We start from the raw sequence: 12873 nt of genomic DNA, 5'->3' as shown, positions 1-12873 counted from the left end.
ATCAACACCGTTCACCCTGAGCTTGTCGAAGGGTGCACTTCCCGGTTTGGGACCTACACGACTGTCAGCAGCATGTAGGCGACAGAGAAGCGGCCACTCTCGGGAATCATGCAGAGGATCCGCTCGCCTCTCTTCAGCCGCCCCGAATGGAAGAGCTCCTCCAGCATGATGTAGATGGAGGCGGAGCCGGTGTTCCCCTTGGTGGGGAGGTTGGTGAACCAGCGCTCTTCGGGAACGGCGAACCCGGCTTCCACCATCCGGTCGTGGAGGGGCTGGCGGAAATAATCGGACGAGTAGTGGGGAAGAAACCAGTCGATACTCTCGGGCGAGAGGGCGCGCTTGGCGACCACACGGGTCAGCGTCCTATCGACGATGGTGGCGATGATCTCCCGGTTCAGAAGCTTCACGTCCTGCTTCACCAGGAAAGATTCGGGCCCCGCCGCGCCGGCCAGCGACCTCCAGCCGGTTACGCTTCCATCCTCATTCTTCATGCCACCGCTGTACATGCAGGTGTCAAGCTCGCCCGCAAAAGAGAGGTGATCGATCCACTCGATCTTCAGCGACAGCTTTTCGGTGGAGGGCGCCCCGCTGATGAAAACGGCTCCGGCGCCGTCGGAGAGCATCCAGCGCAGGAAGTCGGCATCGAAGCCGATGCTGGGGCAATTCTCAAGCTCCTCCGCCCTCTCCGGGGTCAGCGCGTCGAAGAGCTCACCCCTCATGAAGGTGGAGGCCAGCTCGGAGCCGGTCGCAACGGCGTTGCGGGTCATGCCGCAGGCAACGTTCAATGCCGCATATTTCAAGGCGCTGATCCCCGACAGGCAGATGCCGGACATGCTGGCAACCTCGCAAGGGCTCGTTGCCAGCTCGCCGTGGACCATCAGCCCGTGTCCCGGCATGAGTTGGTCAGGCGAAGAAGTCCCGCAGCAGAGACATTCAATGTCGTCGGGTGTGAAGCCATGGTACGGGTTCAGGCGGCGTACCGCTTCGGCAGCCAATTGCGCATTGGTATGGGTGATCCGTCCGCTGTCGGGATCTATCGCGTAATGTCGCTCCCTGATCTTGTTGTTTCTGAGGATTACCGCCCTGGTCCGGGAAGGAGTCTGCCGGGCCATCCCCAGGACCTTTTCCATGTTCTGGTTATCGACCGGCTCATTGGGAAGAAATGCCGCGATATCGGTTATGTACACGTTCATCTGCTCTGATACCCCTATAACTTGGCGCCGGCGTGAAAAGAGTTCATCAGCCGTGCGTACTGCCGGTAAAACCGCTCCTCTCCCAGGCGGGTCGGCACCACTGCGTTGGTGAGCGTATAGTAGTCGAGGTCCCGGATGGTGATCCGGTCCGACATGTCCAGGTAAAGCGGCGTGCCGGGGAGCGGGGTCAGCACGGTCAGAATCGGCAGATCGATCCGCCGGCTGATCACATAGCTCTCCAGCTGGTCGAAGCGCGCCTCGTCGTAATCGGGAGAGACTATGAAGTCGCCGACGATGGTGATGCCGAGGTCGTGCAGGATACTGATCGCCCGGTCGTTAACCGCGACGCTGCTCTCCTTGTTGAGCCGGAAAAGGTCGCCGTCCATGATCTCCTCGAAGCCGATCACGACCGACCGAAGTCCCGCCTCCTTCCATTGCCGCATCAGGTCGGGATGGCGCACCACGGTATCGGAGCGCACGTCGGCCAGGAAATGCTTCCTGATCCCTGCCGCGACTATCGCCTCCGCCAGGAGTTTGGCATGCGAGGGATTGCCGAAGGTGTTGGCGTCGACCAGGCGGACCACTGGGACCTCGCCCAATAGCCGGATGTCGCGGATCACCGAATCGATCGACTGCGTCAGGTAACGTCCGCCAGCCTGGGCGCTGATGCAGCAGAACGAACAGCTGTAGGGGCAACCAAAAGCAGAGGCGACCATCCCGATCTGCGCGCCGACTGACGACAGGATGTAGGTCCCGCGATAGCGGTTGACCAGGTCGTATCGGGGAGCTGCCTGCTCGGCCAGATCGGCGGGGCCGAAATGGCGCGGGATGAAATTCATCCTTCTTCCGGGAGTGGTCTTCGCTACCCCGGCGATCCCCCCGGCCGGGCGTCCTGCCTCGATGGCGGCGACGAGCTCGGCCAAACTTCCTTTCCCGAGACCAACCACGATGTAGTCGACCTGCGGCTGGTTGAAAAACTCGGGGTCGCAGCTCGCGTGGATCCCCCCCACTACGATCCGGGCGCCGCAGCGCTCCTTCACAGTCCGGGCCAGCCGCAGCACCGTGTTGGCCTCGCAGGTAACCGCTGTGAAGGCGGCGATGTCCGGGGTGAACGATTGGAGCGTCGCCTCCAGGGATTCGGGCTCGGCCTTGAGGTCCAGGATCCGTACCTCGTGCTCTGCCAGGTTCCCCGCCAGCACCTCGAGCGCCAGCGGCTCTCCACGGAAGATCTGGCGGATCGAGCCGATGCCGTAGCGCTCCTCGGGTATGCTCTTGCCGCAGTTTGGCGGATTTATCAGCAGGATCTTCATTGTGCTTCGGCCTTTTCAGTCATCTCTTCCCCGCCTCGCGCCCCTCCCCCGTTGCGGCTGCGATAGGAGCGCACCAGGTAGTAGGTGACCACGGCGCCCACGATCCCCAGCAGCGGGCCGATCAGCAGCGAGCCGAGCAGCCACTCCCAGAGCCGGTGGTCGATCTGATCGAGCAGTGTGTGCCGGTTGAAGTCGTACCAGAACCGGCGGTAGATCAGGAAATGCCCGAGTTCCACGCAGAGAAACGGGACGAAGGGAGCGCAGCATACGTTGCTCGCCCCGACGGCGGCAAGCTTGTTCAGATGCAGCCGGTGGCATGCGTACACGATGGTCGCGATCCCGAAGGGGATGATCGGCAGCGCTCCCAGGAAGATCCCCAGCCAGACCGCCGCCGCCAGTTCCCTCGCGGTAAAGTGCTCACGGCTGAGAGCCCTGAAATAGGCGCGGGGCTCGAAGATGCTCGGCGCCTTTTCCCGCTTCAGATGCGTGAACAACCGGCGATGCGGCCACGGCACCAGCGACCGGGTCACCAGGCAGGTGTGCAGGCAACTCAGACGCAGGTTGTCCTTGAACTTGTGGAAGTGGGAAACCCGCTCCCCCGCCGGAGGATAGTAAACCGACACCGGCACCGAGAGAAGCGGCAGTCCGGCCCAGCGCCCCCGCACCAGCGCCTCGATTTCAAAGGTGTAGCGCCGGGAGTAAAACCGGCAACGCCGGAGGAACTCGACCGGATAGAGGCGGTAGCCGCTCTGTGTGTCCGGCAGCGTCTCACCGCATTCCAGCCGCACCCAGAAATTCGAGAAATCCCTGCCGAAGAGACTGGAGCGCGGGACGTTGGCGGTCTCCATGCCGCGCGCGCCGATCACGATGGCAGGCCGGCGCGAGGTGCAGCTTTCCACGAGGAGCGCGGCATCGGCTGGATCATGCTGACCGTCGGCGTCTATGGTGATCAAGGCCTCGAATCCCCAGAGCTCCGCCAGTTCCGCCGCGGCAAGTATGGCCGCTCCCTTTCCCCGGTTCTCCTGCAGCCGGTATCGCGCCACCGGCAGCCCGGCGACGGCGTCGAGGCTCCTGTCGGTGCTGCCGTCATCCACCACCAGCACGGGAAAGCCTTGATCGAGGGCGCGCCTGGCCACCTTGGCCACGGTGGTCGCGTGGTTGAAGACCGGGATGACAACGAGGGTATTCAAGCTCGCCGCTGCCGCCCCGCGCGGCGGTACCGGGGGAGGCGCCACTGACTGTACTCTCTCCACGGCCCCTCCTATGCTTTGGACGGAGTGGCGCAGGCCGCCGGTTCAGCAGCCTTACGGGCCACCACTTCGAGCAGCATGCCACCGGAGATGACGCACTTGAGGAGGTGGGAGAAGATGGAAACCTGCTCGAATCCCGCCGCCGTCAGCATCGACTCCATCTCGCGACGGCTGTGCGCCTTAAGCCACAGCCCCTGCCTCATGGCGTTTCCCACCTGCGTCCAGAACCTGAAGAACGAGCTGCGGGCGGTGATGAAATAGACGGAGCCTCCCGGCTCGACATGCGCCCCAAGGCGCTTCAGGAAGCCGGGGAGGTCGCTCAGGTACTCCAGCGACGAGAAGGCGCAGACCACGGAGAATGGTCCCTGGAGTTCCATGGTCTCCACGTTTCCCTTGACGATCCGGATGTTGGCAATGCCCTTGTCGGCGGCCTTCTTTTCCAGGAGCGCCAGCATCTTTTCCGAGATATCAGCGGCCACGACCTCTTCACAGTGGCCGGCGATGTCCAGGGTGAAGATCCCGGTTCCGGCTCCGATCTCCAGCACCCTCCCGGCTCCGGCGAATAGCTCGGGGAGCCGGGCCGAAAAGAGGCGATGCTCCGTCTTTCGCGAGAGAGAGACCGGCGAGGAAAACTGCTCCTCATCGTAGGTAGCAGCCAGCGCGTCGTAGAATATTTCGGCAGCGTGGCATCCGGATCCACCCCGCTGCATCACGTCCTTCCCGATCAGCCGCGAAAGGGGCGCTATCTCCAGCCCCTTGTCCTTGAGCCCCGCGATAAGGGACGAGAATTCATTCAAGAGGTACGCTACGTCCCCCTGCCCCGGCGCCACGTCGTGGAGCAGTATGATGTCCCGTTCCTTCGCTTTTGCCAGTAGCTTACGGGCAAGCCCCGCCACCCGCCGGTTCCCCATGTCGCGGGCACGGAGGCTGAAATTCATGCAGAACATGCCATTCTCCAGCAATACCCGCCAAAGCCGCGGACTCGTTATCCCGACAGGAGGGCGAAAGGCCACGGGGACGACGCCGAAGTCTAGCAGGGCCCGCTGCGCCTTGGCCACTTCTTCCCGCAAGGTCGAGGCGGACTTGAGCATGAGGAAGGGAGAATGGCTGTAGGAATGGTTTCCGATGCTGTGGCCGCCGGAAAGGATTGCCCTGATGAGCTCCGGATAGCGCTCGGCGCGCCGGCCGGTGACAAAGAAGGTGGCGGTAACGCCATGCTGCGCCAGCAGCTCGAGAACCCTCGGGGTAACTTCAGGGTCAGGGCCGTCATCAAAGGTTAGCGCGACCCCCCTGGCGCCCTTGGTACCTCTGCTGATGACGGGAAGATAGAAGCTCAAGCGTGGCAAGAAGGGGGAGAGGCAGCAGAGGAGGACAAAGATGGTGAGCGGCAACGGTGCCAGGTCGGCCTTGAAAATGAGAAACAAGGCGCAGAGCTCGTAGGCCCCAAGTGCTGCGAAATGGGCCGGTGCCAGCGGACAAATCATCAAAGGTACCCTTACCCAGGCTTAGGCCGGGACCACGCTGCCCCGAGCTTCGCGGCGGCAGATCCCTCCTCCAATTAAAAGCCGATATCATGAACGAAATGTCCTGAAATGTCAAACAGGTTGTAAATCATGGCCTTACGTCCCTTGCTGCCGTCCGCAACTCTATCATCCCGAGGTAGCGCTCCCAAGCCGCGACATAGGCCGCGCTGCCCGCGGTGAAGGCATCGCAATGCCCTCCCCCCCTGACCACATGGAGCATCTTGGGCTCGGCTGCCCTGTCGTAGAGCCGCAAGGTCATCTCCAGCGGCACCACGGCATCGTTCTCCCCGTGGATCAGCAGAACCGGCATGTTGACGTCGGCGATCTTGCCTAGGTTGTCGAAAGGGAGGTCGATCCCCCACCAGCCGACGCTGTAGTAGCCGAAGGGCGATATGTGCCGGACGACCTCCTTCAGCCGGGTGAATGATCCCTCCATGACGAGTCCTGCGGAAGAGCTCTCCAGCGCCATCTGCAGGGCCACCGCGGCCCCCAGCGACTGACCGAAATAGATCATCCGCTCGTGACGCCAGCCTGTTGCTTCGAGATAGGAGATGGCGCTCCGGGCGTCCTGGTACAGATCGTCTTCGGCGACAGCTTCTCCGACACTCTTCCCGTAGCCCCGGTAATCGAAGATGAAGATGGGGAAGCCTTCGCTGTGCAGCAGCTTTATGTAGTCCAGATTATCGGTGAGGTTCCCGGTATTGCCGTGGAAGAAGAGGACGAGAGATTTCGTCGGGGTGCCCGGAATGAACCAGCCGTTCAGACGCACCCCGCCCGGGGCCTGGAACCAGACCTCCCGGAAGGGGATATTGCGCGAGGCGGGGGTGGCAGAGATGCCCTTGGTCGGAATGAAGATGAAGCGGTTGATGGTGGCACAACCGGTTAAGGTAAGGAAGCCTAAGGTCATGAGGAGGAGCAGGGCGGACCCTCCAGCACTGCGGAGGAATCCTCCCTTCGGCCTCCTTGCCGGCTTCGTACGCCGGAGCCCCATTTTGTTCCCCTCCATTGCATTTGCAAAAGAAAAGCTGGTTGTTAAAAGGCGCGACCCTCTCGTTGTTTACTGCAGCCTATTTTTTGCCCTGTTTGCTGTGTTTGCCCTGCTGTTGCTGTCCGTGCTTTTGCTGCCCGGTCTTGGGCTGTTGAATGGTTTCTTCCTGCCCTCTTTGGAGGTTGGTGCTACTGCGAGACTGTTCCGTCGGGACCTGTTGTTTTACGGCCCCTTTTGCTGAGGTCTTGCTCTTTTCCATGGCCTCCTCCTTTGGAGAAGAGGGCCGCGCCAACCGCATTTATCCACAGCTAATCAGCAATAACGATCGAGGAAAAAACGGCGCCGGAACACGGGCGTCGTCCAGCACCAGTCCATGATGTGGAGCGTCACCACTGGTATGTTCCGGCGCCGTTTCTTCTTGGGAGCATGTTGTCTATCCTTCGACGGGGGCACCCCTTAACGGCTTGCGCCCCTCGCGCTTATGACGCATGAACTGCACGGCCATCTCGATCATCTCGTTTCTGCCCAGAGCCTTTCTGGCCAGCTTGAAGACCTCGCGCTCTTCTTCCTGGAGGTGATGTTCGACTATCTCGTTCAGCACCTGGAGCTTGGCCCCCCACCGCTCGTCGTCTACGGCCAGGCTGTTGAAGGTGCCGAGGAGGGTCTTGGCGACCTGGTGCTCCTCGTAGGACTGGAGGACCTTTTCGCGTGCCTCCTCGTGCTGCTCCAAGGCGGAGTAGAAAAATCTCTCCTCGCCTTCCATGTGGATTTCCAGCTCGTTTTCCAGTTCGCTGAAGAGCTTTTGCAGGTTGGCAATGGCCTTCCTGCCGGTTTTTTCGATCCTGTCGAAGAGGTATCGGGTCTTTTCATGGTCCTGCTTAAGCAGATCGAGAATGTTCCTCTCGGAACTGCCTCTCTCGCTCGCTTTTTCATGTGCCGGCATAGACGTATCTCCTTTCTAGGGACCGCTTCTGCTGCCGCTTGGACCAGACAACCCGTCAGTCAGTCCTCTGCCTCGGTCTTTCCGAGCTGGCAAAGTCGGCCTTCGCTTCTCCCTCGGACCCGATGTCGCTCGCGCCCGTCTGTTTCAGGATATCCATGGCGCGTTTTTTCCAGTCGTTGTTGTCGCAGTGGACCGAGAGGAGGATGCCCCCTTCTTTGATCCTGCCTTCATACCGTTTGGCCTCGTACTCGGGGATACCCATGCCTACCAGCGCTCCCGCGATTCCGCCAACCACGCCGCCGGCCCCGACACCGGCCAAAAGGGAAACGATCGGGCCCGCTGCGATGAACGGTCCGATCCCAGGGATGGCCAGGGCCCCGATCCCGGTGAGCCAGCCGAGTACGCCGCCGATGACCGCACCGGTCCCGGCGCCGGCACTCGAGCCTTCAGGGACCTTGGTGTGTTTTTCATGCGCGAAGTCCTTGGTCCCTACGTTCTCGGAGAAAAGCACGGAGATGTCGGTGTTGCGGAAGTCGGCATTTTTGAGTGCCTGAACCGCTTCTTCGGTGTTCTGCCGGCTGCGATAGATTCCGAATACTGCTATGTTTTTTGCCATGACTAGATCTCCTTTACCCTGCCGGCTCCTTCGGCTGACCGGCTGTTGTTGATCTGCCTATTTACTTCGGAGGTTCCGGGACCTTGGCGCCTTTCTCGCGGGCCTCCGAGAGGCCTATGGCGACCGCCTGCTTCCTGTCCGTAACCTTCTTTCCGCTCCCTCCGCTTTTCAGTTCCCCCTTCTTGAACTTGTCCATCACTTCCCTGACAGTCTCCTGTGCCTTCTTTCCATATTTCGGCATATCTGCCTCCTTGCCGCGGGGCCAGGGATCCTGTCCCTGTTGCCACCCTTTGCGGCAGCGCCGCCACCTGCCTCCATTATACGCCTGATGAGGTGCTCCTGTTCAACTGCTACTGTTTAACGTTTCCCCGCCGCCGTCACATCGTGCTCGAAGGTGGGGAGTATGGCCTTGAAGAAGGCGTTTTTGAGCAGTTGGACCACGACCTGCCACGTGCTGGTCTGCGGGCTCTGCAGCGGCCCCGAGATGTCCGCCTTGGTGGCCACCTGCTCCCGCGGCCGGTTTTCCAGAAGCTTCGCCACCCCTCCCACCAGCATCTCGTAGAGCTTGTGGAAAAGGCTCTTGTCCTTGTCCTGACGCCGGTCATAGACCTTCATGTCCTTGAAGAAGGGCTTGATGTACCCGGTCACCTGGTTGTTCTTCACGTGCAGCTCGGTGACCAGCGAAAAGGTGCCTGCCGCTACATCGAAATTCCCGTAGGCCAGCAGCAGGTCGTTCATAGAGGTCAGCTGCGTATTGACGATCTTGGCGTACAGATCGAGATCCGGGCTCTTTTTCTCCGCCCTGAAGTCGCCGGTGGCGTCGGTTACCCCGGTCCCCATGAACATCCCGTGCAACGTCGCCTTGGCCGGCCCCTTGGAGAACTGGTTGGAGAAATTGCGCAGTCTGAAATCGGCGTCCGAGAGAAAGACCCGGTACTTCTTGCCGCCGGCATTGTTGACCATGCCGAGGTTGGAGCCGGTGAGAGCGAGGTGGTCTATGCTGATCAGCACCTGCGGCTTGTTGCTGAGCTCCTTCGCGGTCTCCTTCACCTTGGTGGCGCGTCTCTTTTCAGTCGCTGCCGTCTTTTCGGAATGGATGTAATCGAGCTTCACACCGCTTATGGTCAGATCCGTCAGGCGGGCCGTCCGCACCTTGGACGCATACTCGAACTCCCCCGCCGCCCGCAGCACGCCGCCGGACATGGCCATGTTGTAGCGGGCCACCACCGGCTTGAAGTAATCCATCGGTACCTTCTCCAGCTTTAGATGAGCCTTGACGGCCGGGTTGGGCTCGGCCAGGAAGTTCGCCTTACCGTCGATGGTGCCGTGCCCGGTACCGAAGATGTCGGTCTCCAGGTGGAAGGGGGAGGGATAGACCTTGTCCGGCAGGTGGATGTTGCGGATGTTGTCGGCCTGGATGTTCAGGTGGCTCAGGATCAGCGGCCTCTTGGGATCCTCGTCGGTATAGGTGATGTTGGCGTCGTTGATTTTGAGCAGGTTGATCTTCAGGGGATAGATGTCTTCCACCGCCTGCTGCCAGCCTTTCTTCCTCATCGGCACCTTGCTCTGCGCTTCTGCCTTCAACTGCTGGAGATTTATGTGCAGTTTCGGGTCGTCGAGCTTCAGTTCCCCCACCAGCTTTCCCGACAGGATCTCGCGCCAGTGGACGCTGGCCTTGATGTAGGGAAACAAGGCGACGGGGGGATCGGGGTGGGCCTGCTGGATGATGGTCAGGTTCTTGAGGACGAGCGACAGGCCGATCAACCGGAGATGGAGCTCGGGAATACGGACCGTGTAGCCTTTGAGGTCGCGGTTTACCTTCTGTTCCGTGATCCTGCGCAGCGGTTCGTCGATGAAAAAGGAAGCGATGTAGAGAATCAGTGCAAGGGCGACAAGTATCCCCACCACCCACAACACGGGCTTGGGGATCGGCAGCTTTCTTCTTTCAGGGGCCCGGGTCTCCTCTCTTTCTTCGGCCATTATCTCTCCCGGATGCGCGACTCCCTGTATTTACGGCGTAGTTACGTTAACAAATGTATGCTGCCGGCAGCTTTTGTCAACGCGACGCCCCCCATTTTATACCCGGGGAAAGCTGAAAAGATGCCGTAGCTGCGGCACTTTTCCCGGATGCCCCCCTTGTCCCGGCCGGACCAAGGGAGGGGGAATGTGATAAAATGAGCGTGAATTGGGTGCTGAATTAACGGCGCCTGCAACTTCAGTAAGGGGTCGATCGAAAGGAATCTGGAGGTTCAAGATGAGAGCTATCTGGTCCGGTTCCATCAGCTTCGGCCTGGTCAATATTCCCGTCAAGCTATTCAGCGGTTCGGAAAGTAACTCGCTGGACCTCGACATGCTCCGGAAAAGCGACCTGTGCCCGATCAAATATCTCAGGGTCTGCAAAAGAGACAATCAGGAAGTTCCTTACGAAGAAATAGTCAAAGGCTATGAGTACACCGACGGCGAGTATATCGTCCTTACTGACAAGGACTTTGAGAGTGCCAGCGTGGAAAAGACTCACCTCATTGACATCATCGACTTCATAGATGAGAGCGAGATAGATACCAGGTACTTCGAGAAGCCGTACTATCTCGAACCAGACAAGACAGGAGCCAAGGCCTATGCCCTTCTTCGGGAGGCGCTGAAGAGATCCGGCAGGGTGGGTGTGGCCAGCTACGTCTTGCGAAACAGGGGAACCATGGGGATCGTCAAGCCTCTTGACGACCTGTTGATCCTCAACCAGATAAGATACAGGGACGAGGTGAGGAGTGCCTCGGACTTGAAGCTCCCTCCTAACGAAAACCTTCGGGAACAGGAAGTCACCCTGGCCCTGTCCCTCATCGACCAGCTTACGGTCAAGTTCGACCCGGCGAAGTACAAGGACACCTACATCGAAGAGCTGAAGAAGATCATCGAGGAGAAGGCGCAAGGCAAGCAACCGCGGCCGGAGGCCAAACCGCCGCAGCCGACCAAGGTGACCGACATGATGGCCCTGCTCAAGGAGAGCCTGAAGCAGAAGCGGAAAGAGGCCGCCTGATTACCGGCACCGACTCCTACTGTACATTCAAGTGTCAAAGACGGGCGCCCACCCCGGTCGGCGCCCTCCCCCTCCCCTACCAGATAGTCCCCCTGCCAAAAACTCCGCGCCTTAAGCCGCACCCAGACGCGGCAGCACGAACCAGATCAGCGGCTGTTACCACTACTGACAATGATGTGCGTGGCACCCCCTCACCCCGCCCCTCTCCCGCAGGGCGAGGGGGATAAGGCCCTCGCGTCCCCCCTTGTCAAAGGGGGAGAGGGAGGATTTTGAAGTTAGTGGTGGCATCAATAAAAAAAGAGATAGCCCACGCTGGGTGGGCTATCTCCTTTTGCTGATCTCTTTCCGGCAGCTGTTCAAGCAGCCGGAGTCCCTGACCTACTTCTTGACGACGCAGTCGATGACGGCGTTGATCCTGCGGTTCTTCGCCCTTCCTTCCGCGGTGTCGTTGTAGGCAATGCGACGGGTGTCGCCATACCCTTTGGCGGTGAGGCGCGAGCGATCAATGCCGAAGTTGTTGACCAGGTAGGTCACCACGCTCTCGGCGCGCTGCTGGGACAGTCTCATGTTCTCCTGGTAGCTTCCCACGTTGTCGGTGTGCCCTTCGATGATGGCGGTTGTGGTCGGGTACATCTTCATGTAGTCGGCGACCTTGGCGATCTCGCCACGGTACTCAGGCTTGATCTCGGCGCTGCCGGAGGCGAAATCCATGACCAGGGACATGCAGAGTTTTTCCGGCGGCTGGATCTGCTTTACGTCGAAGGCGCAGTCGATAATGGCTTCGATACGGCGGTTTTTCTGCCTTCCCTCATCGGTAGAGTTGTCGGCGACCGGACGGGTGAAGCCGTAGCCCCTGGCGGTCAGCCGTGAGCGGTCGATGCCGAAGTTGTCAACCAGATAGTCCACAACGGCCTGAGCGCGGCGCTGGGAGAGATCCATGTTGTGCTGTGCGGTGCCGACGTTATCGGTATGCCCCTCGATGACGGCGGTTGTGGTCGGGTATTTCTTCATGAAGTCACCGACCTTGGCTACCTCGTCACGATATTCCGGACGGATGATGGCCTGGTCGATATCGAACTCGATGTGCATGGTCACGCAGTATTTGTAGTGCCCCGGAGTCGGTTCCGCGGCGGGGGGCGCCATCTCGACTTCTGCACCAGGCGCCGCACCGACGGCAGGCTTTGGTGCCGGGGTTTTGCCACCGAAAACCCAGGTCAAACCGAGGGAGTATTCCCAGTCATCCAGGGTCTTGTAGCTGTAGTCCCATATTTTACGGCCATCCATCCTCAAAGCAAAGTCGTCGGTCATGAACAACTTCAGGCCCAGACCGGCATTGAAGGTGCCATCGGTGGCACTGTTGTTCTTCGGCTTATACTCGATCGATTGCCCACCGCCGCCAACCGCGATATAGGGGACGACTGCCGTACGGGGGAAGAAGTTGTACAGCAGGTCCATGTGGTAGATCCAGTGGTTGAATTTCGACTCGGTCCTGCGATTCTCCGCCCGGGCATAGGCACCGACCAACTCGGCCTCGAAGCTGTCGGTGAAGTCATAGCCTAGCCGCAGGCCGTAGGTGAGACGGTTCTCGGTCAGGCTTCCCTGACCGTTTTGATCGTGGTCATCGTAGACGAAGCCACCGACATAGGGCGAAATCGAGAACGCCCCGGCTCTTTCTCCCGCCTGAGCAATGCTGGCAAGAACCAGCAAGGCTAGTACAGCAACGATGATGGAGCTGGTTACTTTTTTCATCTGTGGAGCCTCCTTTTTAAGAGTATTTTCGTCATCCTGATGTTACGACCACCAAAAATCGTTAACCACAACCAATACTATCTGCCTTCTCTGGGTTGTCAATTACCCCTTTCTCTTCAACTCTTTCTATTCGATCCAAATTTCAGCTTCCAGTCGCTGGTCCGCGGGGAAAGGCTTGTTTGACAAAGCACCTCCCAGTGGGAAAATGGTGTCTGTCGCAGAAGATCAATGACTTGGAGCGTCACTCTCCGGTACTGAGATAGAGGA

Annotated in this window: 12 protein-coding genes; 1 reads left to right on the top strand and 11 read right to left on the bottom strand. The window is 59.9% G+C overall.

The annotated features are described in order from the left end of the window. Positions 1 to 53 precede the first annotated feature (53 nt). From AC11W3_RS04855 to AC11W3_RS04810, 10 genes are all read right to left on the bottom strand, one after another. The gene (locus AC11W3_RS04855; protein WP_484091734.1) at positions 54 to 1193 is read right to left on the bottom strand and encodes a beta-ketoacyl-ACP synthase III; all 1140 of its coding nucleotides are present in this window, start codon (positions 1191 to 1193) and stop codon (positions 54 to 56) included. Between the two features lie 14 nt (positions 1194 to 1207). After that, the gene (locus tag AC11W3_RS04850; protein WP_484092587.1) at positions 1208 to 2503 is read right to left on the bottom strand and encodes a B12-binding domain-containing radical SAM protein; all 1296 of its coding nucleotides are present in this window, start codon (positions 2501 to 2503) and stop codon (positions 1208 to 1210) included. Continuing rightward, entirely contained in the window at positions 2500 to 3756 is a 1257-nt protein-coding gene (locus AC11W3_RS04845) for a DUF2062 domain-containing protein (RefSeq protein ID WP_484092586.1), read from the bottom strand. The genes AC11W3_RS04850 and AC11W3_RS04845 overlap by 4 nt, the downstream gene beginning before the upstream one ends. An 8-nt stretch (positions 3757 to 3764) precedes the next feature. Then, on the bottom strand, positions 3765 to 5237 hold the full coding sequence (locus tag AC11W3_RS04840) for a polysaccharide deacetylase family protein (RefSeq protein ID WP_484092585.1): 1473 nt from the start codon (positions 5235 to 5237) through the stop codon (positions 3765 to 3767). Positions 5238 to 5364: 127 nt separating this feature from the next. Further along, entirely contained in the window at positions 5365 to 6267 is a 903-nt protein-coding gene (locus tag AC11W3_RS04835; RefSeq protein ID WP_484091738.1) for an alpha/beta hydrolase, read from the bottom strand. Between the two features lie 76 nt (positions 6268 to 6343). Next, the gene (locus tag AC11W3_RS04830) at positions 6344 to 6523 is read right to left on the bottom strand and encodes a hypothetical protein (protein WP_484091739.1); all 180 of its coding nucleotides are present in this window, start codon (positions 6521 to 6523) and stop codon (positions 6344 to 6346) included. A gap of 174 nt (positions 6524 to 6697) precedes the next feature. Further along, positions 6698 to 7207, bottom strand: a complete 510-nt coding sequence (locus AC11W3_RS04825) for a hemerythrin domain-containing protein (RefSeq protein ID WP_484091740.1) — start codon at positions 7205 to 7207, stop codon at positions 6698 to 6700. A gap of 55 nt (positions 7208 to 7262) precedes the next feature. Continuing rightward, positions 7263 to 7823 (bottom strand): quinol:electron acceptor oxidoreductase subunit ActD, encoded by a 561-nt coding sequence (locus AC11W3_RS04820; protein WP_484091741.1) that lies wholly within the window; start codon positions 7821 to 7823, stop codon positions 7263 to 7265. Positions 7824 to 7884: 61 nt separating this feature from the next. Then, positions 7885 to 8064, bottom strand: coding sequence for a DUF6496 domain-containing protein (locus AC11W3_RS04815; protein ID WP_484091742.1), 180 nt, complete (start codon positions 8062 to 8064; stop codon positions 7885 to 7887). Positions 8065 to 8180: 116 nt separating this feature from the next. Beyond that, a complete protein-coding gene (locus AC11W3_RS04810) occupies positions 8181 to 9803 on the bottom strand; it encodes a DUF748 domain-containing protein (protein WP_484091743.1) in 1623 nt (540 codons plus the stop codon). Positions 9804 to 10077: 274 nt separating this feature from the next. Between AC11W3_RS04810 and ku the strand changes: the two genes are divergently transcribed. After that, a complete protein-coding gene (gene ku / locus AC11W3_RS04805) occupies positions 10078 to 10857 on the top strand; it encodes a non-homologous end joining protein Ku (RefSeq protein WP_484091744.1) in 780 nt (259 codons plus the stop codon). 378 nt (positions 10858 to 11235) lie between these two features. On the opposite strand, the gene AC11W3_RS04800 is transcribed toward ku, so the two are convergent. Beyond that, the gene (locus tag AC11W3_RS04800) at positions 11236 to 12606 is read right to left on the bottom strand and encodes an OmpA family protein (RefSeq protein ID WP_484091745.1); all 1371 of its coding nucleotides are present in this window, start codon (positions 12604 to 12606) and stop codon (positions 11236 to 11238) included. Positions 12607 to 12873 lie beyond the last annotated feature (267 nt).

Source organism: Geomonas sp. (assembly GCF_056994735.1).
Note: the sequence above shows the minus strand (reverse complement) of the source record. Positions and strands in the feature narration are given on the sequence as shown.